Here is a 24,659-nt window from a genome sequence, read left to right as displayed (position 1 = left end):
GCCCGGAGGCGGCTGTCACGTACCGGCGAGCGGCAGCGCGACGGCGACCAACTTCCCGTTGGCGGCGGCCTTGTCCAGCGCGTCCCGCAGCAGGTCCTCCCGGGGCTGGCGGCCGATCGACCCCACCGGTGCAGCGAACATCAGCACCTGCTGGTGCTTGTTGGCGGCGGCCCGCCAGCTGTCGGTCACCTGCAGCGGCTGGTGCGCCTGCCACCACGCCACCGGCTGCCCCCCGTTCGCCGAGGGCTGCAGCACGGCGTGCAGCTGGCCCATGGCGAGCAGGACGGACCAGCCGTGCAGCACCGGTGGCACGGACGTCAGCGCGGTCACCGGCATGAAGCCCTGCTCGATGAGGAGCGGAAGGAAGTCGTCGCCGGCCGTGGTGGTGCCCGGGCGGGCGATCGGCGAGGTCGGCTCGACGACGAGCGCCGGGTGCAACTCGCCGTGGATCAGGACGAGTCCGCTGGTCACACCGAGGACGGCCTGCTCGGGAACGGCGCTGTGCGGTTCACCGCCGGCCAGGTCGCCGGCGCCGGCGCCGATGGACCGGACGGCGCCCTGCAACTGCTCCTCCGTCACCTGGACGACCTGCGAGGGCAGGCAGCTGGCGTGGGCGAAGGCGAGGACGGCGGTCTCGTCGCCGACGAACAGAACGGTGCTGGTGCGCTCCTGCTCGGAGTCGCCCGGGGTGCGACAGGACGTGCAGTCGTAACTGCCCGGGGCGTTCTCTCCGGCGAGCAGCCGGTCGGCTTCTTCGTCGCCGATCTCGGCGCGTACGGCGTCGCTGACGTCGAGCATGCGCGGCACGGGTGGCTCCCTCGGGATGCGGTGCTGGGGTCGGCCGGGTGGCTCCCGGCGGATGAGCCCCGGGGCTCAGGGCTCATGAAGAAGACAACGGGCGTCCTGTGGTGGGAGTCACGCCTTGAGGGGGACCGGTTCGAACCTTCCACCGCACAGCATCACTTTGCGTGATGCATCGGATCCGTTCCGTCAACTTCGTGCATGGTCAAGGAACTTGAATGGGTGATGTGGGTCACGGTTCGCCTCGGACCGTGGTCGACAAATCAGGAAATCAGCGCATGTAGTGGGTGGCTGGAAATCGCCGATACCTGCGGTAACGCCCAACTGGCCTGGCACGACGAGAAGTTGGTTGATCCGGGCCGCTCGTCCTCCTTACATTCCTCCGCCGTGTGCAACGAGCACCGCTCGGGTACGTCCGCCGGCCGGCACCAGGCAGAGCTGTATCGCCGACACCGGTCACGGCGGACGGGGCGGACGCGCAGAACCGCGGCCCACGCGGCGACGCGCGCCCCGCCTTGGGGGAGCCCGGGTTCGTGGAGAGGGAACTACATGTCCGACTGTGCCGATACCACCCGCAACACCGCCCGTCCCGACAGCGCGCGTCCCGACGGGGCCCGCAAGGGCCGTACGGCGGCCGCGCTCGCCGGAGCCGCACTGCTGGCCCCGCTGGGACTGCTGGCCGCGACCGGCAACGCCGCCGCGGCGGACAACGGAGTGTGGGACCGCATCGCCCAGTGCGAGAGCGGCGGCAACTGGCACATCAACACCGGCAACGGCTACTACGGCGGGCTCCAGTTCTCCGCCTCGACCTGGCGCGCGTACGGCGGCACCGCCTACGCCCCGACGGCCGACCAGGCCTCCAGGAGCGCGCAGATCGCCGTCGCCACCAAGGTCCAGGGCGCCCAGGGCTGGGGCGCCTGGCCGGTCTGCTCGGCCCGGGCCGGGGCCTCCGGCGGCGCCCCGGCGGCAGCCCACAGCGATTCCTCCGGTACGGCGGCCTCCCGCGGCGGTGCGACGACGCGGTCCGCCCCCGTCAAGTCCGCCCCGGTGAAGACGCCGGAACGCCCGGCGGCCGGCACCGGGCGCGCGGCCTCCCACGGTGACTACACCGTCCGCGAGGGCGACACCCTGAGCACCATCGCCGCCCGGCACGGGACCACCTGGCAGCGGATCTACGCCGCCAACAAGGCCGTCATCGGCGACGACCCCGATCTCATCGTGCCCGGCCAGCGCCTCGCGCTCTGAGCGCCGCACCTGACATGACCGACAGCCGCCGTCCCGCCCGGGACGGCGGCTGTCGGCGGCACCCCCTGCAGGGGGCGTCCGGCGGTTGTGTGCTGAATCTGTGAAATTCGCATGTGGCGTCAGCCGGTCCGTCGGCGCGGCGGATTGTGCGGGGAATAGCGTCCGGACCCGCCCCGGTCACCGGTCGCGGCCCTTTACTCCGTGGAATTCGGAACGGCTCTCCGACACGCGGGAATTCTGTTCGATTACCCCGGCAAGCCGAACGGAAACCCCCGTACGTGTGACGGAGTTCGAGCAGAACGCGGGCCCGCAGGCTGTGACAGAAGTGTGACGGGGGACTGACCCTTCTCTTACCCGGACGTGCCGGACTAGCGTGGCCGCATGGCACCGATTCCCACTCCGCCAGCGGAGCCCCAGGACAGTCCGGACGGGTACGTCGGCCTCGACGCCGCGCACGCCCAGCGGCTCGCTCGGCAGCGCGGCTGGTCGACGGTACGGTCCCTGCCGCCGGGCGCGATCATCACCATGGAGTACCGGGCCGGACGGCTGAACTTCGAGGTGCGGGACGGCCGGGTGGCCCGCGCCTGGAAGGGCTGACCCCCCTCGCGGCCCGGACGCGCGTACGGCGAAGGCCCCGCTCCTCTTCCGGGAGCGGGGCCTTCGCCGTGGCGCGGGGCGGTGTGCGTACCGGGACCCCGCCGCCGTTCCCGTCAGCCGCCGGTCAGGGGGCGGGCCGACTGGGACGTGCTGCGCGGGCGGTCGGTGTGCGGGAGACGGTCGGCGTGCGGCGGGCGGCGGCTGCCCGCCGGGGTGACCGGGGTGCGCTCCGAACGGGTCGTGTGCGGGCCCGGCGCCAGGTGCGCCAGGCCCCGGGAGGCCCGGGTCGGGGAGACCGGCTCGCGGGCCGGCACCGGCTGCCCGGCCGGCGCGCCGCGGGTCTTGAGCAGTACCGGCCTGACCGGGACGGCCGGTTCGGGCGCGGGCAGGCCACGGCGCGCGCGCCAGCGGTCGCGCAGGTCGAAGAGCCACAGCTCCGCCTTGGTGATCAGCGGCTCGAACCAGGGCAGCGCGAGCAGGATCAGCAGGCCCGCGGCCCAGCCCAGCAGCACGTCGCTCAGCCAGTGCGTACCGAGGTAGACGGTGGTGAGGCCGACGCCGAGCGAGGTGACGGCGGAGAGGGCCGACAGCCAGCGGCGCGCTCTCGGGCTGGAGGCCAGGTACGCCAGGATTCCCCAGGTCACCACCGCGTTGGCGGTGTGGCCGCTGGGGAATATATCGCCGCCCAGGCCCATCTCGTTCGAGCCGATCACGGTGGCGTAGTGCGGACCGAGCCGGCCCATGCCGATCTTGGCGGCGCCGACCGTGATGTTCAGCAGCAGCAGCGAGGCGGCCAGGGTGAGCAGCGGGCGGAGGGTGTGCTGCCGCCAGGAGCGCCAGCCGAGCCAGGCCGCGACCATCACGGCGGTGGGGCCGCGCTGGCCCAGGACCACGTAGTAGTCGAGGAACGCGTGGATCTCCGGCCACTGCTGGTACGGCCGGAAGAACATGACCTGCCAGTCCAGCCGGACCAGCCAGGAGGTGGTCACCACGGCCCACACGATCGCCAGGTAGAAAGCCAGGGTCGCCGAGAACAGGACGACCCGGTGCCGGCTCATCGTCGGCACATCGATGTGGGCCGGTCGTTCCGGCTCACGGTCCAGCCTGGCGAACACCCGGTCCAGACGCCGGGTGAGGTTTCGTTCGGTACGCACCCAATCGACGTTACAGCGAGTGAGCGGTGTTCCCGGTCGAAACAGCGGCTTTGTGATGACGATGTGATGTGGGAAACGTCTCAAGGGCGGGTCGAATTCCGGGGATTCCGCAATCCGAGGAGACTGATCGGGCCAATTCCTTTGATCATGCCGGGTGTTGTTTATATGGCGCTTATGAATGTGTTAACCCGGCCCTGGCGCGGAATTTTCCGGGGCGTCATCGGCCGGCCGAGTGGATCACGGCGGCCCCGAGCCGTTCAGCCAGAACGCCCCATAGACCGCCGCCACGACCGCCAACCCGGCGATGACCAGGGCCGATCGGGAGGCACGCAGCCGGGCCAGGGCGCCGGCGAGCGGCAGCAGCACCGGGAAGGCGGGCATCAGCAGCCGCGGCTTGGAGCCGAAGTAGCTTGACGCGCACAGGGCGAGGGCGAGGACGACCCCCGTGTACACCAGCAGGGTGACCGGCTGGCGCCCGCGGACGCCGGTGACGTACAGCCAGATCAGCAGGGACACCCCGGCGATAAGGCCGAGGCCGGCGAGGGCGGACGGAAATGACGTGAACTTGTCGGCGACGAAGCGGGCGAAGGCGTAGCCGCCGTCGAACCCGTTGCGCCATCCGGCCTGGACGTCCAGATAGCCGAGCGGGCCCCGGCCGGTGCGGTGGCCGACCCAGAGGACGTACCCGGCGGCACCGAGCGGGGCGAGCAGCATGCCGAGCGCGCGGCGCCGGCCGGGGGTGCGTTCGTGGTGGTGTGCGCCCGGCGTGTGCTGCGTGCCGCGCTCTCGCACGAACGAGACCACGCCCGCCGTCCACACCGCGGCGACCACCGCCACCCCCACCGGCCGGGTCAGCCCCGCCAGCGCCGCCAGCGCGCCCGCGCTCACCCACCGTCCGGTCAGCACCGCGTACAGCGACCAGGCCGCCAGCGCCGTGAACAGCGACTCGCTGTACGCCATCGACTGCACGATCCCGACCGGCAGCACCGCCCACAGCAGCACCGCGCACAGGCCGACCCGCGGCCCGTACACCCGGTCCGCGACCGCGAAGATCCCGGCCGCGGCGGCCAGTGAGGCCAGCAGACTCACCACGAACCCGGCGTCCGCGTACGACAGCGGGGTGAGCGCGTGCCCCAGCCGCTCGAGCCACGGCAGCAGCGGGAAGAACGCGAGATTGGAGTGCACGTCACCGTTCGGCAGCCGCACCTCGTAGCCGTAGCCCAGCCCGGCGACCCGCGTGTACCAGAGGGAGTCCCAGCGGGCGGTCAGCACGGTGTACGCGCTCTTGCCGCGCGCGGCGCTCCACGCCGCCAGCACGAGCAGCCCCAGGGCGCGGACCGCCGCATAGCCCAGCAGGGCCGGCGCCGCCCGGCGCAGAAGAGGGGCGCGGGGAGCGTCCACGCGCGTCGCAAGATCGGTCACGGGCTCGATTATCGACCGCCCGTAACACCGGACCGGCCGCCGGGTCGGGGTCAAGAGGAGGTGGCGTGGCGTACGCCACACGGGTTCGTCACGCGTGTGAGAGGTCCGCCACGTGCCCCCGGGGTGAACTCGCGTACGCTGGCGAGTCACCCGCGTGGGTTCGCGCGGGCCGGAGACACCGCTCCTCTCCGGCCGTACGACAGGGAGTCCCCACCCCGTCGGTCCGCCCCACGCGAGGGATCATCTGGGAGGTACGTACATGTCCGGGACGACCACGGCTGCCGTGCGGCAGCACCGTCGGGCGGCCGGGGCCGGTGCCAACCGGTGGATCGTCCTCGTCGTCCTCTGCGCCAGCCTGCTGCTCGTCGCCCTCGACGCGACCGTGCTGCACGTTGCGGTCCCCGCCGTCACCGAGGACCTCAAGCCCGGCGCCGTGGAACTGCTCTGGATCGTCGACGTCTATCCGCTGGTCTGCGCCTCGCTGCTGATCCTCTTCGGCACCCTCGGCGACCGGGTCGGCCGCAGACGCGTCCTGCTGCTCGGCTACGGCCTCTTCGGCATCGCCTCCGCCGTGGCCGCGTTCGCGCAGACCGCCGAGACGCTCATCCTGGCCCGCGCGCTGCTCGGCGTCGGCGGCGCGATGATCATGCCCGCGACCCTGTCGATCCTCCGCCAGGTCTTCCCCGACCGGCGCGAGCGCGCCCTCGCCATCGGCATCTGGAGTGCGGTCGCCGCGGTCGGCGCGGCGGTCGGACCGCTGCTCGGCGGCTTCCTGCTGGAGCACTTCTGGTGGGGCGCGGTCTTCCTGGTCAACATCCCGCTGATGCTGGTCAGCCTGCCGGTGGGCCGGGCCCTGCTGCCCGAGTCCCGGGGCGACGACGGCGGTCCCTGGGACGTGACCGGCGCGCTGACGGCGGCGGCCGGGCTGTTCGGTGTGGTCCTCGGTGTGAAGCGGCTCGGCGGCGGCGAGGCGGCGGCGAGCCCCTTCACCGTGCTGCCGCTGCTGATCGGCGCGGCCCTCCTCTTCTTCTTCGTCCGGCGCCAGCGCCGGCACCCGCATCCGCTGGTGGACCTGCGGATGTTCCGGCGGCCCGCGTTCAGCACCTCGGTGGGCTGCATCGTGCTGGCCATGCTGGCGCTGGTCGGCCTGGAGCTGATCGCCGCCCAGTACCTGCAACTGGTGCTCGGCCTGTCCCCGCTGGAGACCGGCCTGCGGCTGCTGCCCCTGACCCTCGCGGCCATGGCGGCGGGCCTGGCGGGCGCCCGCATGCTGCGCCGCTTCGGGCCACGCCGGATGGTGTGCTTCGGCTTCTGCCTGACGGCCGCCGCGGTGCTGACGCTGACGGCGATGGGCGGCACCGACAACCCGGCGCTGCTGCTGTCCGGCTTCGTGCTGCTGGGCTTCGGTCTGGAGACCACGCTGTTCGGCGCCTACGAGTCGATGCTGAGCGAGGCTGCGGCCGACCAGGCCGGCGGCGCGGCGGCGATCGGCGAGACGTCGTACCAGCTCGGCGCCGGTATCGGCATCGCGCTGCTGGGCAGCGTGATGAACGCGGCCTACACGCCGGGGCTGCGCTCGGTGCCGGGCGTGCCGCGGGGCGCGTCGGACGCGGCGGGCCACTCGCTCGGCGAGGCCTACGAGGTCGCCGGCCGGCTCGGCGGAACCGCCGGGGCCGCGCTGCGCCGGGCGGCGCGCGACTCCTTCGTGCACGGGCTGCATGTGAGCCTGCTGGTGAGCGCGGGGCTGTTGCTGCTGGGCGCGGTGATGGCGCTGCGGCTGCCGCGGATCATGCAGTGCGGGGAGGAGCCGGCCGAGGACGAGGTGGAGCTGCCGGCGCCGCGGGAGGCGGAGGCGGCGGCCGGGAAACCGCGGGTCTCCGCCTGACCTCCTCTGGACGTGCGGGACACTGCACCGTAACGTCGGCCGGAGAGCCGTAACTAGCGCTGCTAGTTTTGTCGACGTCCCGTGTCCCGGAGGGTGTTCCATGTCCGCGTCCGCGAAGCTGCCCCCGTTCGATGCCACCGACCCGCTCGGTATCGACGACCTGCTGGAGCCCGAGGACCTGGCCGTCCGGGACACCGTCCGCAGCTGGGCCGCCGACCGTGTGCTGCCCCACATCGCCGACTGGTACGAGAAGGGCGAGCTGCCCGGCATCCGGGAGCTCGCCCGCGAACTCGGTGCGATCGGCGCGCTCGGCATGTCGCTCACCGGGTACGGCTGCGCGGGCGCGAGCGCCGTGCAATACGGCCTGGCCTGCCTGGAGCTGGAGGCGGCCGACTCCGGCATCCGCTCGCTGGTCTCCGTGCAGGGCTCCCTCGCGATGTACGCCATCCACCGGTTCGGCAGCGAGGAGCAGAAGCTCCAGTGGCTGCCGCGCATGGCCGCCGGCGAGGTGATCGGCTGCTTCGGGCTGACCGAGCCCGACCACGGCTCCGACCCCGCCGCCATGCGCACCCACGCCAAGCGTGACGGCGACGACTGGGTGCTGAGCGGCCGCAAGATGTGGATCACCAACGGCTCGGTCGCCGGGGTGGCCGTCGTCTGGGCGCAGACCGAGGAGGGCATCCGCGGCTTCGTCGTCCCCACCGACGCCCCCGGCTTCTCCGCGCCGGAGATCAAGCACAAGTGGTCCCTGCGCGCCTCGGTCACCAGCGAACTCGTGCTGGACGACGTACGACTGCCCGGCACGGCCGTCCTCCCCGGGGTCACCGGGCTGCGCGGACCGCTCAGCTGTCTCTCGCACGCCCGCTACGGCATCGTCTGGGGTGCCATGGGCGCGGCGCGCAGCAGCTTCGAGGCGGCCCTCGACTACGCGAAGTCACGGGAGCAGTTCGGACGGCCCATCGGCGGCTTCCAGCTCACCCAGGCGAAGCTCGCCGACATGGCGGTGGAACTGCACAAGGGGATTCTGCTCGCCCACCATCTGGGGCGGCGGATGGACGCCGGCCGCCTGCGTCCCGAGCAGGTCAGCTTCGGCAAGCTCAACAACGTCCGCGAGGCCATCGAGATCTGCCGTACCGCGCGGACGATCCTCGGTGCCAACGGGATCTCCCTGGAGTACCCGGTGATGCGGCACGCGACCAACCTGGAATCGGTGCTCACCTACGAGGGCACCGTGGAGATGCACCAGCTCGTGCTGGGCAAGGCGCTCACCGGGCTCGACGCCTTCCGGTGAGGCCCGGTGCGAGGCGGGGCCGGTGCGCGGCCCTGCCTCAGCTCTGGTTGAAGAAGCCGTCCGAGCGGTGGGCGGACGCCTCACCGCTGATGATCTCCGTGTCGGCCGGGGTGAGCAGGAACACCCGGTTCGAGACCCGGTCGATCGAGCCGCGCAGACCGAAGATGAGCCCCGCCGCGAAGTCCACGACCCGCTTGGCGTCGCCGGGCTCCATGTTGGTGAGGTTCATGATGACCGGGACACCGTCCCGGAACAGCTCGCCGATGGCGCGGGCGTCCCGGAAGCTGTCCGGGGTGACCGTGCCGATCCGGCGTCCCTTCTCCTCGGCGGTGTCCGTGGCCACCTTCACCCGCGGGTCGGTGACCCAGGCGTCCCCGGACTCGGTGCCCTCGGAGTAGTCGTCGTCGTAGTAGCGCTCGTCATCGTTGTCGTCGACGAGGCCGAGCCACGCACTCGCCTTGCGTACCGATCCCATGGACGCCTCCTCTCACAGCGGTCTCTCTTGCTTTCCGCATCCCTATGGTCATCCATGATGCGGACGCCTCGCCAAGTGGATAGACGCCGCGCGGGGGGTTTGTGACGGTACTGGTGCACAGCCGTTCCGTCGAGAGTCCTTGTGCCCCAAGGGGCGAGACTCATACGGCTGCTGACTGAGAGTGAAATATGATTGTCTGCGGCGGACGGGTGATGCGCGGAGCGTACGGGTGAACGCCAACGTCGTATCACAGTACGGGGGATGTCGTGTTCGGAATCGTCAGGCCGTGTGCTCACCGGCTCGGTGAGCGGCTGAAGGCCGACTGGACGGCGCACTTGTGCGGGCTCTGTCTGGCCCTGCGCCGCGACCACGGTCAGCTCGCGCGCATCGTGACGAACTACGACGGCCTTCTCGTATCGGTTCTGACAGAGGCTCAGTCCGGCCCGGTGAGCGGCGGCCGCCGTACGGCGGGGCCGTGTGCGCTGCGTGGCATGCGCACCGCCTCCGTCGCGCAGGGTGAGGGCGCGCGGCTCGCCGCCGCCGTCTCGCTGGTGCTCGCCGCGGCCAAGGTGCGCGACCATGTCGCCGACCGGGACGGACTGCTGGCCCGCAGGCCGGTCGCCGCCGCCGCGCGCCGGGTCGCCGCGAGCTGGGGCCGGGCCGGGGAGCACAGGGGGGCGGCGGTCGGGTTCGACACCGGGGTCCTGGTCGACGCCGTCGACCGGCAGCTCGCCGTGGAGACCGTGGCCGGTCCCGGCACACCGATCCTGACGGTCACCGAGCCGACCGAGACCGCCACCGCCGCGGCCTTCGCGCACACCGCGGTGCTGGCCGGGCGGCCGGACAACGCCGAGCCCCTGGCCGAGGCCGGCCGGCTCTTCGGCCGGCTCGCCCATCTGCTGGACGCCGTGGAGGACCGGCGGGCTGACGCCCTGTCGGGTGCCTGGAACCCCCTCACCGCCACCGGCACGCCCCTCGCCGAGGCCCGCCGGCTCGCCGACGACGCCCTGCACGGCATCCGGCTCGCCCTGCGGGAGGCCGAGTTCCGCGACGGCGGGCTCGTCCACCTCCTCCTCGTCCACGAGCTGCGCCGCTCGGTGGACCGCGCCTTCGGCACGGCACCGGTGTGCGCGGCCCATCAGCACGGGGCGCCGCCGGGTCCGTACGGCGGGGGGAACGCGCAACCCGCCGCCCCCCATCCGGGCAGACGTGGTTTCTGGGCGGGCTGCGGGATGTTCTTCTCGCTGCTGTGCACCTGCAGAATGTGCTGCGCCGAGGAATACGAGGGACCGTGGTCCCGGAAGAGGCGCAGCGGCTGCTGTCAGTGGTGCGACTGTTCCTGCCCCGGGGGCTGCGACGGCTGCGATTGCTGCTGCCCCTGCGACGGTTGATTCAGTTCTTGAGTTCCGGCGGGCTGATCTGCGACGTCTTGATCGCCGAACCGGTCGTGCCCCACTTCTTGAGAATCCGGTCGTAGGTGCCGTCGGACAGCAGTCTGTTCACCGCCGCCCGGAACGCCGGCGCCAGTTTCGTGCCCTTCTTGAAGGCGAAACCGACGTCCAGGCGGTGGAATTCGTTGAGGAACTTCAGGCCCTCCTGGTGCGCGACGTCGTAGCGCAGGCCGTTGATCGTGGACATCACGATGTCGCTGCGGCCCTGCTGGAGCGAGGACCAGATCGCGCTCGACTCGGCGTACGTCTGCACCTGGTACGCCTTATCGCCCGCGTCGGTGCACACGTGCTTGTTCTCCTCCAGGGTGGCCTCGAACGTCGTGCCCGCACTGGTCGCGACCTTCAGGCCGCACAGCTGCTTCAGGTCGGTGATCTTCGAGAGCCTGCTGTCCTTGCGGGTGGCGAAGCCCTGGCCGTCATTGATGTAGGTGACGAAGTCGATGGTCTTGCGGCGCTCGTCGGTGACGCCGAAGTTGCTCGCACCGAAGTCGTACTTGCCGCTGTCCAGGGCGGGCAGGATCGCCTCGAAGCTCGCCTGCTCCACCTTCAGCTTGATGCCGAGAACCCGGGCGACGGCCTTGGTGAAGTCGACGTCCTGGCCGGTCAGGGTCTTGCCGTCGTCGACGTAGGTGGTGCCGGGCGGGGTGCCGCCGACGCTGACCGCGACGGTGAGGCTCGTCGTGCCGGCGGGCAGCAGCCTCGCCGCGGAGTCGTCCTTGCGCACGGCGGAGACGACGTCCGTGGTGGGCACCTCGCCGGACCTGGCCGCCACTCCGGAGGCGTCCGTGCCGCCCGGGCCACCGGACCCGGAGCCGCAGGCGGTCAGGAACAACGCGGCCGAGGTAATGGTGACAAAGGGCAGGAAATGGCGATAAACGGGCGTACGCATCGGGTGGCGGTCTCCTGAAGCAGAAGGGGTGCTGAAACGCGAGGGGAGGGGTGCGCGTGTGAAGGCGGGAAAAGCACAGAAGTGCAGAAGAACGCGAAAACGCCGCCCCGGGGGCAGGCGCGCAGGGGGTCAGCTCAACAGGAACAGGACCACACGCGACCGAAGTCGATGTGGGAGCGGGTGACCAGCCACTGCTGTGGATGCATGGGCCAAGTGGAACAGGCATCCGGTGGTGAGTCAACCGAGTTGAGATGTACGGCTCACAGTCCGGACAGCCTTGACAGCGGACCGAAACGCCCCCGTACTCTCGGTGCACGGCCCTGCTGAGGGGCTCGGCCGTGTCCGCGCCGCACGGCGCACCCGTGTGAAGGCACCACCCGTGTTCGACCACCGCGTCACGGAGCCTTCGCATGTCATCCGACACCCTCGCCAAAGTCCCCACCGCATCGGACCTGCCCGAGCCGGCCGACGCCCCCCGGATCGTCCCGCAGCGCCGGTACGGCCAGTGGGCGGCAGCCGTGGCCGTCCTCGTGCTGCTCGGGTTCGCCGTCAACTCCGTCCTGCGCAACCAGGCGTTCCAGTGGGACGTCGTCGCCGACTACTTCACCTCGGACTCCGTCCTGCGCGGACTGTGGCTCACCCTGTGGCTGACCGCGGTGGTGATGGTCCTCGGCTTCGCCCTCGGCACCCTGCTCGCCGCGTGCCGGCTGTCCGCCAACCCGGTGCTGCGCGCCGTCAGCTGGGGATACGTCTGGCTGTTCCGGTCCATCCCGATCCTGGTGCAGCTGCTGCTCTGGTTCAACATCGGGGCGCTGTACCCGCGGCTGTTCGGCGTACGGACCGTCGACCTGCTCAGCCCGGTCGCCGTCGCGATCGTCGGCCTCACCCTGCACGAGGCCGCCTACGCCGCCGAGGTCGTCCGCGGCGGCATCCTCTCCGTCGACCGCGGCCAGATCGAGGCCGCCCAGGCGCTCGGCCTGAGCCCCTGGCGGCGCTGGCGGCGGATCGTGCTGCCGCAGGCGATGCGCGCCATCGTGCCGCCCGCCGGCAACATGCTGATCGGCACCCTCAAGGGCACCTCGATCGTCAGCGTCATCGCCGTCAACGACCTGCTGTTCTCCGCCCAGTTGATCTACCACCGCACCTACCAGGTGATCCCGCTGCTGATGGTCGCCACCCTCTGGTACGCCGTGGTCACCTCGCTGCTGGGCATCGGCCAGTACTACGTCGAGAAGCGCTACGCCCGCGGCACGGAGAACGCCCGATGAGGCAGCAGCTGGTGATCGTCGGAGCCGGGCCGCGGGGGACCGGCATCCTGGAACGCCTCGCCGCCAACGCGCCCGAGCTGTACGCCGGTCCGGGCCTCGACATCCATCTGGTCGACCCCCATCCGCCGGGCGGCGGACGCATCTGGCGGCAGGCGCAGTCCCCGCTGCTGTGGATGAACTCGCAGGCCGAGGACGTCACCATGTTCACCGACGACACGGTGACCATGGCGGGCCCGGTGCGCGAGGGCCCCACCCTGCACGAGTGGGCCGGGCTGGACGGCCGTACCTTCCCCGACCGGCAGCTCCAGGGCCGCTACCTGCGCTGGGTGTACGACCGGGCCCTCGCCGACCTGCCCCCGAACGTCACCGTCCACCACCACCCCCACCGCGCCCTGCGGGTCGGCGGGCCGCGCGAGGGCCGCCAGCAGGTCTGGCTGGAGGGCCGCCCGCGCCCGCTCCCGGCCGACCTGGTGATCCTCGCCGTCGGCCACCAGGACGCCGAACTCGCGCCCGAGCAGACCGAGTTGTCGGCGTACGCCCGGGAGCACGGCCTGGTGTACCTGCCGCCCGACTTCACCGCCGACAGCGATCTCTCCGCGCTCGAACCCGGCGCACCCGTCCTCGTCCGCGGCTTCGGGCTGGCCTTCGTCGACCTGATGGTGCTGCTCACCGAGGGGCGCGGCGGGCGGTACGAGGGCGACACCTACGTCCCCTCGGGACGGGAGCCGGTGCTGTACGTCGGCTCCCGCCGCGGAGTGCCGTACCACTCGAAGATCGGCTACGACTGGACCGGCGACCGGCCCCCGCTGCCCCGCTTCCTCGGCCCCGCCGAGGTGGCGCAGCTGCTGGCCCGGCCCGCAGGCTTCGACTTCCGGCGCGATGTGTGGCCGCTGGTCGAGAAGGAGCTGGGCTTCGCCCACTACCACCGGCTGTTCACCGCCCACCCCGGGCGGACGGCGATGGCCTGGGCCGACTTCGAGGAGAAGTACGCGGCGGCCGGCGACCCCGCCGAGACCCGGGCACTGGTCGCCGCCGCCGTACCGGATCCGGCCGACCGGCTCGACCTCGGCGTGCTCGACCACCCGCTGGAGGGCGTGCGGTACGCCTCCCACGACGACTTCCAGGAAGGGCTCCGCACGTACATCGAGGCGGACCTCGCACGCCGGCACGACCCGGCGCACAGCGCCGACCTGGCCGTCTTCCTCGGGCTGCTCTCCGTCTACGGGCAGCTGGTGCGGCTCGGCGACACCGGGTCCTGGTGGCACGGCTTCTTCAGCTACCTGGCGTCCGGGCCGCCCGGGCCCCGGCTGCGGCAGATGCTCGCGCTGTCCCGGGCCGGACTGCTCCGGTTCGTCGGGGCCGGCATGGCCGTCACCGCCGGGGACGGCCTGTTCCGGGCCACCAGTCCCACCGTGCCGGGCTTCTCCGTCGAGGCCCGGGCACTGGTGGAGGCCCGGCTGCCCGAGCCCGCCATCAAACGCGCCCGCGACAGCCTGCTGCGCGAACTGCACGCCGACGGCGCCGCCGAGACCCCCGAGGGACTGCTCCGGGTCGACCCCGGCGACGGCCGGATCCTCGACCGCGCCGGGCGCCCGCATCCCCGGCGCTTCGCCCTCGGCCCCTACACCGACGCCCGTACCCCCGGCGCCTTCACCCGCCCCCGCACCGGCGGCCCCGCCTTCCGGCAGAACGACGCGACCGCCCGGGCGGTGCTGGCCCTGCTGAGCGGCTCACTGGAAAAGGAACTCGCGCGATGAGTGTCATGGTCGACATCAGGTCGGTGCACAAGAGCTTCGGCTCGCTGGGCGTGCTCAGGGGCATCGACCTCCAGGTGCGCGCCGGTGAGGTCACCGTCGTGCTCGGGCCCTCCGGCTCCGGCAAGTCCACGCTGCTGCGCACCATCAACCACCTGGAGAAGGTGGACCGGGGCGAGATCAGCGTGGACGGCGTGCTGATGGGGTACCGCCGGGCCGGGGACAAGCTGCATGAGCTGCCCGAGCGGGAGGTGCTCCGGCAGCGCACCCGGATCGGCTTCGTCTTCCAGAACTTTCGCCTCTTTCCGCACCTCACCGTCCTGGACAACGTCGTCGAGGCGCCGGTGTCCGCGCTGAAGCGGCCCCGGAAGGCGGCCGTGGAGGGCGCGCACCGGCTGCTGGCGCGGGTCGGGCTCGGGGACAAGGCCGGCGCCTATCCGCGGCAGCTGTCCGGCGGGCAGCAGCAGCGGGTCGCCATCGCGCGGGCGCTGGCGCTGGAGCCGAAGCTGCTGCTGTTCGACGAGCCGACGTCGGCGCTCGATCCCGAGCTGGTGGGGGAGGTGCTGGACGTCGTCCGGGACCTGGCGGCGCGGGGCACGACGATGATCGTCGTCACCCATGAGATCGCGTTCGCCCGGGAGGTCGCCGACACGGTGGTGTTCATGGCCGACGGGCGGATCGTGGAGCAGGGGCCGCCGGAGGAGGTGCTGGGCGCTCCCCGCGAGGACCGGACCCGCGCGTTCCTGGCGAAGGTGCTGTGAGGGCGGGGACCGTGGGGTTCGGGTGCGGTGCGTCCGGGGGGCGGGGATGAGCAGCCTGCTGCATCTTGCAGCCGCTCTCGATCTGCCGGGGGTGGCCGACGGCGGGGCGTACGTGGAGCTGGCGGGGCTCGCCGAGCGGGGTGGGCTGGACTTCGTGACGCTGGACGACTCCTTCGCCCGGCCCGGGCCCGACGCGCTCGGCGTGCTGTGCCGGGTGGCGCCCGCGACCCGGCGGATCGGGCTGGTGCCGACCGTCACCACCACCCACACCGAGCCCTTCCGGGTGCAGGCCGCCGTGGCCACCCTGGACCGGGTCAGCCGGGGCCGGGCCGGCTGGCGGATCGACGTGTCCACCACCGAGGGGGAGACCCGGCTGTCCGGCCACCCTCACGCGGCCCCGGCCGAAGACCTCTGGCAGGAGGCGGGCGAGGTCGCCGACGTGGCGGCGAGGCTGTGGGACAGCCGGGAGGACGGCGCCGGGATCCGGGACGAGGCCACCGGCCGGTTCCTCGACCGGGACCGGCTGCACCGCGTCGACTTCACCGGCACCGCCTTCTCGGTCCGGGGCCCGTCGACCGTGCCCCGGCCGCCGCAGGGCCACCCCGTGCGCGTGGTCGACGCCACCGACGGCCCCGCCCGCACGGTCGCCGCCCGGTACGCGGACGTCGCCCTGGTGCGCGCCACCGCGCCCGCCCAGGCCGCCGGCGTACGGGACCGGCTGCGCGAGGAGGCAAGGGCGTTCGGCCGGAACCCGGACGCGCTACGGGTCCTGGTGAGCCTGCTGGTCGACCTCGGCGACGGCGAGCACGCAGCCGAGCCGGGACACGGCGGTGGCGGCCCGCGGCCCACCGCGCAGGGCCCGCTGTACCGGGGCGGCCCGGTCGACCTCGCGGAGCTGGTGGCCGCCTGGCACGCCGACGGCGTCACCGACGGCTTCCACCTCGTCCCCGTCGAACCGCGCCGCGACCTGGAGCGCCTGGTCAACGGCACGGTGGTGCTGCTCCAGCACCGCGGTCTGTTCCGCACCTTCTACCCGGGCAGCACCCTGCGCGAGCACCTGGGCCTGGCCCGGCCCGCCAACCAGTACGCCATGCCCGGGGGAACGCCATGACCGTACGACGGCTGCACCTGCCGGCCGCGTCCCCGGGGGCCGGCGCCGACGGGCCCGGCACGGCCGTATGGGCCGGTGATCCAGGCGGGGGAGTCCGAACGGGCCCGGGAGCCGGCCGCGGCCGGCGTGCTGCTCGTCCGGTACGGCCGCCGGAGCCGGCCCGCGCGCGCTATGCCGGCGTCAAACGGCGGCTCGCGGCCCACGGCCGTACCCCGCGGGACCTGAAGGTCATGTCCCCGGTCACCGTCGTCCCCGGCGACACCGGGGCCGAGGCGCAGGAGCGGGCCGCCGGGTCAGGCGGCAGCGCGTCACCCCGCGGTACGCGCTGGAGCGGGTCCGGGGAACGGACCTGTCCGGATACGACCCCGACGGCCCGCTGCCCGAGACCGACCCGAGCGACACGGTCGCCGCCGATCTGCACCGGCCGACGGGTTGGAGGAGTCCTGGCCGAGCCGGGGAGAGCCCATCATGACGAGCCGTTCACAGGAGAAAGGAACCGATGGCATGACGACCGACGCGTCCGACGCCTGGAAGCAGTGGCACGAGCAGCGTGTGGAGAGCGTCTCGGCGCCCTACGGGCCGCTCGCGCTGACCGCGACGCACTGGATCGAGGACTATCCGGAGGGTCGACTTCCGGACATTTCCGGGAAGTGGGTGGCGGATGAGGGCGGGGTGGTGCTCACGGCCGCGGAGACCGACGGTCTGACCGTGGACGGCCGGCCCTTCGCGGGTGAGGCCAGGCTTGCCGCGGACGGCGGTCCGGAGTCCGGGGCGCGGGTCGCGCTCGGCGGAAAGCGGCTGGTCGTGCTGGTGCGCGAGGGCGTGTGGGGAGTGCGGGTGTACGACCCGGACTCCGCCGCCCGGCAGGCCTTCCGGGGCATCGCGGCCGAGCCCTACGACCCCCGCTGGTCGGTGCCGGGGCGGTTCACGCCGTACGACGGGACGCGCACCATCCGGCTCGGCAACGCGGACGGGCGTGAGCGCGGCTTCGCCCTCGCCGGCGAACTCGCCTTCTCGCTGGGCGGACAGGAGCGGACGCTGAAGGTCGCGCGGCAGGGGGACGGGCTGCTGTGGGCGGTGTTCGCCGACGCCACCAGCGGTGACACGAGTTTCCGGTTCCGCTTCCTCTTCCCGCCGGCTCCGGACGCCGAGGGGCGCACGACCGTCGACTTCAACCGCGCCCAACTCCCGCCGTGTGCCTTCGCGGACCACTTCATCTGCCCCTTCCCGGCTCCCGGCAACACGCTGGACGTGGCGATCGAGGCGGGGGAGCGCCGGCTGAGCTGACCTGCGGGGCGCCGGTCCGGGGCCGCCTTGGGGCGTTCGGGTGGTTCCGGGCCGACGGCCGAAAGGCACCCTTGTGCCGACCGGCCGTTCGGCCGAATACTCCCCCCAGCGCTTGTCAGGGGCATGCGTATTCGAATCCGGTCGGTCCCCTGGCTGCGCCTCACGGGCCCCGACCCCACGCGGGCCCCCGACTTCCCTTGGAGGGAACGACAAGTGAGGAACAAGCGCACCACTCCCCGCGGCACCATGGCGAGACGGACCCGGCTGACCGCCGTGGCCACGGGCTTCCTGGCCGCAGCCGCTTTCGCCGCCCCCACCGCGAACGCCAGCGACGCCCACACCTTCAGCGCGAGCCAGCTCGCCAAGGCGAGCGACTCCGTCCTCAAGGCCGACATCCCCGGTACGGCCTGGGCGGTGGACGGCAAGACCAACCGCGTCGTCGTGACCGTCGACAGCACGGTGTCCCAGGCCGAGATCGCCAAGATCAAGAAGCAGGCCGGTGCCACCGCGGACGCCCTGGTCGTCAAGCGCACACCGGGCAAGTTCAACAAGCTCATCTCCGGCGGCGACGCCATCTACGCGAGCAGCTGGCGCTGCTCGCTGGGCTTCAACGTCCAGGACTCCAGCGGCAACTACTACTTCCTGACCGCCGGGCACTGCACCGACGGCGCGGGCACGTGGTGGTCGAACTCCTCCCACAGCACCACGCTCGGCACCACGGCCGGCTCCAGCTTCCCGGGCAACGACTACGGCATCGTGCGCTACACCAACAGCTCGGTGACCAAGTCGGGTGCCGTGGGCAGCCAGGACATCACCAGCGCGGCCACGCCCTCCGTGGGCACCACCGTCTACCGGCGCGGGTCCACGACCGGTACGCACAGCGGCCGGGTCACCGCGCTGAACGCCACGGTCAACTACGGCGGCGGCGACATCGTCTCCGGCCTGATCCAGACCACCGTCTGCGCCGAGCCCGGCGACTCCGGCGGCCCGCTGTACGGCGGCACCACGGCCTACGGTCTGACCTCGGGCGGCAGCGGTAACTGCAGCTCCGGCGGTACGACGTTCTTCCAGCCGGTGACCGAGGCGCTGAGCGCCTACGGGGTGCACGTCTACTGATGATCCGCTGACGAGAGCTCCTGTGCCGGCAGCCGGCCCCCGCACGCCTCGGGCGTGCGGGGGCTTCGCCGTGCACGGGCGGCTGCGGGCGGCTGCGGTGAGGTGTTCGTGCAGGTGAGAGGCGGCGCCCTGGATGTCGTACACATGTTCGGGAATGGGGGTATGGTGGAGGCGGGGAAGTTGGAACTGATGTTCGAGAGTCGTTCGGGACTCACGAGTGCGGGAGGTGTGTGTGCCGGGCTTCGCGCATCTGCACACCGTCTCCGGGTTCTCCCTGAGGTACGGGGCGTCCCATCCGGAGCGGCTGGCCGAGCGCGCCTCGGAGCGGGGGATGGACGCCCTCGCCCTGACCGACCGCGACACCCTTGCCGGTGCCGTGCGCTTCGCCAAGGCGTGCGCCGGGGCGGGCGTGCGTCCGCTGTTCGGGGTCGACCTGGCGGTGGAGGCGCGGCAGGCCGTACGGCGTGAGCGGCGGCGGACGCCGGTGCGCGGTGGTGCCTTCGTGGACGAGTCGGCCCCCCGGGCGACCTTCCTCGCCCGGGACGGCGCCCGGGGCTGGGCCGACCTGTGCCGGCTGGTCACGGCGGCGCACGCGGGGGAGGGGGGCCCGCTGCTGCCGTGGGCCGGCAACCAGGGCGACGGTCTGGTGGTGCTGCTCGGACCGGGGTCGGACGTGGGGCGGGCGCTCGCCGCCGGGCGGCCCGACCGGGCGGCGGAGCTGCTCGTGCCGTGGCGCGAGGTCTACGGCGACGCGCTGCGGCTGGAGGCCGTCTGGCACGGGCGCACGGGTACGGGGGCCGGGTCCCTGCGGCTGGCGGCCCGTACCGTCGGGTTCGCCGCCGAACAGGGGGTGCGGCCGGTGCTCAGCAACGCCGTCCGGTACGCCGATCCCGGGCAGGGGCCGGTCGCCGACGTGCTGGATGCCGCGCGGCGCCTGGTGCCGATCGACCCCCGGGGGGAGCTGGACTCCGGCGAGGCCTGGCTGAAGGACGGGCAGGTCATGCTGCACGTGGCCGAGCGGATCGTGGAGGCCGCCGGGTACCGGCGGGACACCGCCCTGCGGCTGCTGGAACAGACCCGGGCCACGGCCGCCGAGTGCCGGGTCGATCCCGAGGGCGACCTGGGGATGGGGAGTGTGCACTTTCCCGAGGCGCACCTCGTCGGCGCCGGCCGGCGCACCGCGCAGCGGGCGCTCGCCTCGCGGGCGGCGGAGGGCATGCTGCGGCTCGGGTACGACAGGCGGCGCGCGTACTGGGAGCGGATGCACCAGGAGCTGGACATCATCGCTCATCACGGCTTCGCCTCCTACTTCCTGACGGTCGCCCAAGTCGTCGACGACGTGCGCGAGATGGGGATCCGGGTGGCCGCCCGTGGGTCCGGGGCCGGATCGCTCGTCAACCACCTGCTGGGGATCGCGCACGCCGATCCGGTCGAGCACGGACTGCTGATGGAGCGCTTCCTGTCCAAGGAGCGTGTGGTGCTGCCCGACATCGACATCGATGTGGAGTCCGCGCGGCGGCTGGAGGTCTACCGGGCGGTCATCGGCCGGTTCGGTGCGGAGCGGGTGGCGACCGTGTCCATGCCGGAGACCTACCGGGTGCGGCACGCGATCCGGGACGTGGGGGCCGCGCTGTCCATGGACCCGGCCGAGATCGACCGGATCGCCAAGTCCTTCCCGCACATCCGGGCACGTGACGCCCGTGCCGCGCTGGCCGAGCTCCCCGAGCTGAAGCAGCTGGCGGGGGACGTTCAGCGGGAGGGTGCGAAGTACGGCAGGCTGTGGGAGCTGGTGGAGGCGCTCGACGCCCTGCCGCGCGGGATCGCCATGCACCCGTGCGGGGTGCTGCTGTCCGATGCCTCGCTGCTCGCCCGTACGCCGGTGGTGCCGACCAGCGGTGAGGGGCTGCCCATGTCGCAGTTCGACAAGGAGGACGTGGAGGACCTCGGTCTGCTCAAGCTGGATGTGCTGGGCGTGCGGATGCAGTCGGCGATGGCGCACGCGGTCGCCGAGGTGGAGCGGGCGTCCGGGGAGCGGATCGACCTGGACGCGGTGCCGCCGGGGGACCCGGAGACGTACCGGCTGATCCGGTCCACCGAGACGCTGGGCTGCTTCCAGATCGAGTCGCCGGGGCAGCGGGACCTGGTGGGGCGGCTGCAGCCGAGCACCTTCCACGATCTGGTGGTCGACATCTCGCTGTTCCGGCCCGGTCCCGTCGCCGCCGACATGGTGCGGCCGTTCATCGAGGCGCGGCACGGGCGGGCGCCGGTGCGCTATCCGCACCCGGACCTGGAGGAGCCGCTGAAGGGGACGTACGGGGTCGTCGTCTTCCACGAGCAGGTCATCGACATCGTCGCCCTCATGACCGGCTGCGGCCGGGGCGAGGCCGACCGGGTGCGGCGCGGGCTGTCCGAGCCGGAGTCGCAGGGGCGGATCAGGGTGTGGTTCGCCCAGCAGGCGGCGGCCAGGGGGTACGACGCGGAGACCATCCGGCGGACCTGGGAGATCGTGGAGGCCTTCGGGTCGTACGGCTTCTGCAAGGCGCACGCCGTCGCCTTCGCCGTGCCCACCTACCAGTCGGCGTGGCTGAAGGCGCATCACCCGGCCGCCTTCTACGCCGGGCTGCTCACGCACGACCCCGGGATGTACCCGAAGCGGCTGCTGCTGGCGGACGCCCGGCGGCGCGGGGTGCCGATCCTGCCGTTGGACGTGAACCTCTCCGGGGTCGCACACAGGATCGAACTGGTGTCTGAATCGCCGAAGGTGTGGGGGCTGCGGCTCGCCCTCTCCGACGTCCACGGCATCAGCGAGGCCGAGGCGAAGCGGATCGCGGACGGACAGCCGTACGCCTCCCTGCTGGACTTCTGGGAACGGGCCCGGCCCAGCAGGCCGCTGGCCGGACGGCTCGCCCAGGTGGGCGCGCTGGACGCCTTCGGCGCCAACCGGCGCGACCTGCAACTGCACCTGACCGAACTGCACCGCGGCGCCCGGGGCGGTGGCGGCGGGCAACTCCCGCTGGCGGGCGGGCGGAAGACCGCACCGGCCGGGCTGCCCGATCTGTCCGCCGCGGAGCGGCTCAGCGCCGAGCTGGGGGTGCTGTCCATGGACGCCTCGCGCAATCTGATGGACGACTACCGCACGTTCCTCGACGAGCTGGGCGTGGTCTCCGCGCGCCGGCTGCGCGAGGTCCGGCACGGGGAGACCGTGCTGGTCGCGGGCGCCAAGGCGGCCACCCAGACGCCGCCGATCCGCTCCGGCAAGCGGGTCATCTTCTCCACCCTGGACGACGGCACGGGCCTGGTCGACCTCGCGTTCTTCGACGACTCGCACGACGCCTGCGCCCACACCGTCTTCCACTCCTGGCTGCTGCTGGTGCGCGGAGTGGTGCAGCGGCGCGGCCCGCGCAGCCTGAGCGTGGTCGGCTCCGCCGCCTGGAACCTCGCCGAACTGGTGGAGGTGCGGCACGCCGAGGGACTCGACGGGGTCGCGGCCCGGCTGGCCGGACCGTCCGGCACGGACGGCTCCCCGGCCGGGGACGACGGCGGTCCGCTCCGGGCCCGGCTCGCCGGTTCCGAGGGGCTGCCCGCGCCGGCCGGCTCGGCGGCCCGTGACCCGATGGCGGACCGGACGATCCGCATGCCCACGGGGTACGAGATGCACCCCTGGGCCGACCTGCGGCCCGCCGGCCAGGACGCCGCGCAAGGGCCTGCGGCGATACGGAAGTTGTGGCACCAGAGTCCGGGGAGTGCGGGATGACCATCCTCTGCGTACGTTTCCAGCTGCCGCCGATGTACGAGGCGGCCCTGCCGGGACTGCTCGGGCTGCTGGAGGAGTTCACCCCGGTGGTCGAGGCGCTGCCGCCGGACGGGGCGCTGGCCGATCTCCGGGGCGCCGAGCGGTACTTCGGGCGCAGCGCCGTGGAGCTGGCCTCGGTGATCCGGGTGCGGGCCCTCGCTCGGTACGGCGTCGACTGCGCGATCGGCGCCGGTCCGGGGCCGATGCTGGCCCGCGTGGCGCTGCGCGACGCCCGGCCCGGGGTGACCTGCGCGGTGCCCGAGGACGCCGTCGCCGAGTTCCTCGCCGGCAAGCCCGTCGCCGCGCTGCCCGGCATCGGCACGGCGACCGCCCGCACCCTGGGCGAGTACGGCCTGGACACCCTGGGCCTGGTCGCCGCCGCGCCGCTGTCCACGCTCCAGCGGCTGATCGGCGCCAAGGCGGGCCGGGAGCTGCGCGAGAAGGCGGGCGGCATCGACCGCGGCCGGGTCGTCCCGAACGCCGTCGCCCGCTCGCTGATGACGGAACGGACCTTCGGCATCGACGAGTTGGACCCCGCCCGGCACCGCGGGGCGCTGCTGTCGGCCGCCGAGGAGATCGGCGCCCGGCTGCGCGCGGTGGAGAAGGTCTGCCGCACCCTGACCCTCACCGTGCGCTACGCCGACCGGTCCGCCACCACCCGCAGCCGCACCCTGAAGGAGCCGTCCGCGCACTCGGCGGCCCTGACCCGGGCGGCCTACGGCATGTACGAGTCGCTCGGCCTGCAGCGCGCCCGGGTCCGCGCGCTCGCCCTGCGCGCCGAGGGCCTGACCCCCGCCGACCAGGCCTCCTGCCAGCTCACCTTCGACCCCGCGGACGAGAAGGCCCGCCGCCTGGAGGAGGTCGCGGACCGCGCCCGGGCGAAGTTCGGACCGCGCGCGGTGATGCCGGGCTCGCTGGGCCGGGGCGGCGGCCCCTCGTCGGTGGACGGGCTCCGAGCGGCGTGATGCGCCTCTGGTTATCACTGGAAGTTTTTACTGACGCGTAACTTCACACTTGCACTACCCGCCCGTAACTTGACGAGTGAACAGCATCCCGTGATCCGGATCACAGGGTAAGGCCGTGCACCTCCCGTGAGCCGCAAGGAGATCACACGATGCTGCCCTGGAAGCGAGTGCTCAGACCCCTCGCCGCACTGCTCCTCACCGCCGCCGTCGCCGTCGTACCGGCCGCCACCGCCAGCGCTTCCGACGTCACCGCCCCCAGCTCCGGCTGGAACGACTACTCCTGCAAGCCCTCCGCCGCCCACCCCCGCCCCGTCGTCCTCGTCCACGGCACCCTCGGCAACTCGGTCGACAACTGGCTCGGCCTGGCGCCCTACCTGACGAGCCGTGGGTACTGCGTCTACTCCCTCGACTACGGCCAACTCCCCGGTGTCCCCCTCTTCCACGGCCTCGGCCCCATCGACAAGTCGGCCGAGCAGCTGTCGGTCTTCGTCGACAAGGTGCTCGCCGCGACCGGAGCCGCGAAGGCCGACCTGGTCGGACACTCCCAGGGCGGCATGATGCCCCGCTACTACCTGAAGTTCCTCGGCGGAGCCGCCAAGGTCGGCGCCCTCGTCGGTCTCGCCCCCGACAACCACGGCACCGACCTGGACGGCCTCACCAACCTGCTGCCCTACTTCCCCGGCGCCGAGGACCTGCTCAAGGCCGCCACCCCCGGCCTCGCCGACCAGATCACCGGCTCCGCCTTCCTCACCAAGCTCAACGCCGGCGGCGACACCGTCCCCGGAGTGCGCTACACCGTCATCGCTACCAGGCACGACGAGGTGGTCACCCCCTGGCGCACCCAGTACCTGAGCGGCTCCGACGTCCGCAACGTCCTGCTCCAGGACCTGTGCCCGCTCGACCTCTCCGAACACCTCGCGATCGGCCTGTTCGACCGGATCGCCTTCCACGAGGTGGCCAACGCCCTCGACCCGGGCCGCGCCACCGCCACCACCTGCGCCTCGGTCTTCAGCTGAGCTGCCGCCGGGGCCTGTCCGGCCTGAGCCGCCGGACGGGCCCCGGAACCCGTGGAGGCGATCCGAAGCTAGCCCGGAGAGGCCGGAAAATCTGCTGCCGAAGGCGGCTGGAGAAGATCCTTATGGTCCGCTTAAGGAACCCCTCATGCTGCGCTCAGGTAGACGAGGGGACAGCCCGCCGCCGGACGTCAGCCGTCGGGCCACCAGGTGCGGGCGATGTCCTTGCGCACCTCGGGGCGTCCCGCCGGGCGCTGGTCCGCCTCTTCGCGGATCCGGCGGGTGTCCGTCCTCTTCAGGGGCTTGTGCACGGTCACACGGCGCATGGCTGCCTCCTTCAGGCCCACCCGGTTCCGCGGTGTCACGGGGGTGGACCCTTTC

20 protein-coding genes are annotated in these 24,659 nt (G+C 72.7%); 14 read left to right on the top strand and 6 right to left on the bottom strand.

Translation table 11 applies throughout. The features are described from left to right. Positions 1-15: 15 nt before the first annotated feature. Positions 16-807: a hypothetical protein gene (locus ACIP4Y_RS37090; protein ID WP_358642413.1), complete on the bottom strand. Its 792-nt coding sequence runs from the start codon at positions 805-807 to the stop codon at positions 16-18. 543 nt (positions 808-1,350) lie between these two features. On the opposite strand from ACIP4Y_RS37090, the gene ACIP4Y_RS37085 reads away from it, so the two are divergent. Together ACIP4Y_RS37085 and ACIP4Y_RS37080 are read left to right on the top strand one after the other, a co-directional pair. Then, positions 1,351-2,046: a transglycosylase family protein gene (locus tag ACIP4Y_RS37085; protein ID WP_401401171.1), complete on the top strand. Its 696-nt coding sequence runs from the start codon at positions 1,351-1,353 to the stop codon at positions 2,044-2,046. Between the two features lie 381 nt (positions 2,047-2,427). Then, the gene (locus ACIP4Y_RS37080; protein ID WP_358642409.1) at positions 2,428-2,643 is read left to right on the top strand and encodes an I78 family peptidase inhibitor; all 216 of its coding nucleotides are present in this window, start codon (positions 2,428-2,430) and stop codon (positions 2,641-2,643) included. Positions 2,644-2,756: 113 nt separating this feature from the next. On the opposite strand, the gene ACIP4Y_RS37075 is transcribed toward ACIP4Y_RS37080, so the two are convergent. Both ACIP4Y_RS37075 and ACIP4Y_RS37070 read right to left on the bottom strand, forming a co-directional pair. Continuing rightward, a complete protein-coding gene (locus ACIP4Y_RS37075; protein WP_401401168.1) occupies positions 2,757-3,797 on the bottom strand; it encodes a phosphatase PAP2 family protein in 1,041 nt (346 codons plus the stop codon). A 237-nt stretch (positions 3,798-4,034) separates the two neighbouring features. Next, positions 4,035-5,219 carry a glycosyltransferase family 39 protein gene (locus ACIP4Y_RS37070; protein WP_401401165.1) on the bottom strand — a complete coding sequence of 395 codons (1,185 nt, stop codon included), beginning with the start codon at positions 5,217-5,219 and terminating at the stop codon, positions 4,035-4,037. Positions 5,220-5,478: 259 nt separating this feature from the next. Between ACIP4Y_RS37070 and ACIP4Y_RS37065 the strand changes: the two genes are divergently transcribed. Both ACIP4Y_RS37065 and ACIP4Y_RS37060 read left to right on the top strand, forming a co-directional pair. Beyond that, the gene (locus ACIP4Y_RS37065; protein ID WP_401401162.1) at positions 5,479-7,104 is read left to right on the top strand and encodes an MFS transporter; all 1,626 of its coding nucleotides are present in this window, start codon (positions 5,479-5,481) and stop codon (positions 7,102-7,104) included. Between the two features lie 100 nt (positions 7,105-7,204). Then, positions 7,205-8,395 (top strand): acyl-CoA dehydrogenase family protein, encoded by a 1,191-nt coding sequence (locus tag ACIP4Y_RS37060; RefSeq protein WP_401401160.1) that lies wholly within the window; start codon positions 7,205-7,207, stop codon positions 8,393-8,395. 37 nt (positions 8,396-8,432) lie between these two features. On the opposite strand, the gene ACIP4Y_RS37055 is transcribed toward ACIP4Y_RS37060, so the two are convergent. Further along, positions 8,433-8,870, bottom strand: coding sequence for a cell division protein SepF (locus ACIP4Y_RS37055; protein WP_059248508.1), 438 nt, complete (start codon positions 8,868-8,870; stop codon positions 8,433-8,435). Between the two features lie 266 nt (positions 8,871-9,136). Here ACIP4Y_RS37055 and ACIP4Y_RS37050 point away from each other — a divergent pair, with 266 nt between their 5' ends. Further along, positions 9,137-10,261 (top strand): DUF5685 family protein, encoded by a 1,125-nt coding sequence (locus tag ACIP4Y_RS37050; RefSeq protein ID WP_401401156.1) that lies wholly within the window; start codon positions 9,137-9,139, stop codon positions 10,259-10,261. 1 nt (position 10,262) lies between these two features. Here ACIP4Y_RS37050 and ACIP4Y_RS37045 read toward each other — a convergent pair whose 3' ends face one another. Continuing rightward, positions 10,263-11,210: an ABC transporter substrate-binding protein gene (locus tag ACIP4Y_RS37045; protein WP_401401153.1), complete on the bottom strand. Its 948-nt coding sequence runs from the start codon at positions 11,208-11,210 to the stop codon at positions 10,263-10,265. Between the two features lie 410 nt (positions 11,211-11,620). Here ACIP4Y_RS37045 and ACIP4Y_RS37040 point away from each other — a divergent pair, with 410 nt between their 5' ends. The 9 genes from ACIP4Y_RS37040 (at position 11,621) to ACIP4Y_RS37000 (ending at position 24,281) form a co-directional block, all read left to right on the top strand. After that, entirely contained in the window at positions 11,621-12,478 is an 858-nt protein-coding gene (locus ACIP4Y_RS37040) for an amino acid ABC transporter permease (protein ID WP_401401151.1), read from the top strand. Further along, positions 12,475-14,235 carry an FAD/NAD(P)-binding protein gene (locus tag ACIP4Y_RS37035; RefSeq protein WP_401401149.1) on the top strand — a complete coding sequence of 587 codons (1,761 nt, stop codon included), beginning with the start codon at positions 12,475-12,477 and terminating at the stop codon, positions 14,233-14,235. Before ACIP4Y_RS37040 ends, ACIP4Y_RS37035 begins: the two co-directional genes overlap by 4 nt. Beyond that, a complete protein-coding gene (locus ACIP4Y_RS37030; protein WP_401401146.1) occupies positions 14,232-14,993 on the top strand; it encodes an amino acid ABC transporter ATP-binding protein in 762 nt (253 codons plus the stop codon). The genes ACIP4Y_RS37035 and ACIP4Y_RS37030 overlap by 4 nt, the downstream gene beginning before the upstream one ends. Before the next feature lie 46 nt (positions 14,994-15,039). Beyond that, positions 15,040-16,104: an LLM class flavin-dependent oxidoreductase gene (locus ACIP4Y_RS37025; protein WP_401401143.1), complete on the top strand. Its 1,065-nt coding sequence runs from the start codon at positions 15,040-15,042 to the stop codon at positions 16,102-16,104. 504 nt (positions 16,105-16,608) lie between these two features. Further along, complete coding sequence (locus ACIP4Y_RS37020) at positions 16,609-17,391, top strand: DUF1684 domain-containing protein (protein WP_401401140.1); 783 nt, start codon at positions 16,609-16,611, stop codon at positions 17,389-17,391. Between the two features lie 213 nt (positions 17,392-17,604). After that, complete coding sequence (locus tag ACIP4Y_RS37015; protein ID WP_358642386.1) at positions 17,605-18,507, top strand: S1 family peptidase; 903 nt, start codon at positions 17,605-17,607, stop codon at positions 18,505-18,507. Positions 18,508-18,739: 232 nt separating this feature from the next. Beyond that, positions 18,740-22,261, top strand: coding sequence for a DNA polymerase III subunit alpha (locus ACIP4Y_RS37010; protein WP_401401136.1), 3,522 nt, complete (start codon positions 18,740-18,742; stop codon positions 22,259-22,261). After that, the gene (locus ACIP4Y_RS37005) at positions 22,258-23,265 is read left to right on the top strand and encodes a DNA polymerase thumb domain-containing protein (RefSeq protein WP_401401133.1); all 1,008 of its coding nucleotides are present in this window, start codon (positions 22,258-22,260) and stop codon (positions 23,263-23,265) included. The genes ACIP4Y_RS37010 and ACIP4Y_RS37005 overlap by 4 nt, the downstream gene beginning before the upstream one ends. Positions 23,266-23,414: 149 nt before the next feature. Next, on the top strand, positions 23,415-24,281 hold the full coding sequence (locus ACIP4Y_RS37000; RefSeq protein WP_401401130.1) for an esterase/lipase family protein: 867 nt from the start codon (positions 23,415-23,417) through the stop codon (positions 24,279-24,281). Positions 24,282-24,469: 188 nt separating this feature from the next. On the opposite strand, the gene ACIP4Y_RS36995 is transcribed toward ACIP4Y_RS37000, so the two are convergent. Further along, on the bottom strand, positions 24,470-24,604 hold the full coding sequence (locus ACIP4Y_RS36995; RefSeq protein ID WP_358642379.1) for a hypothetical protein: 135 nt from the start codon (positions 24,602-24,604) through the stop codon (positions 24,470-24,472). Positions 24,605-24,659: the final 55 nt, after the last annotated feature.

Source organism: Streptomyces sp. NPDC088810 (assembly GCF_044750305.1).
Taxonomy (GTDB): Bacteria; Actinomycetota; Actinomycetes; order Streptomycetales; family Streptomycetaceae; genus Streptomyces.
The sequence above is the reverse complement of the archived record's forward strand: the minus strand, read 5'-3'. Positions and strand labels throughout refer to the sequence as shown.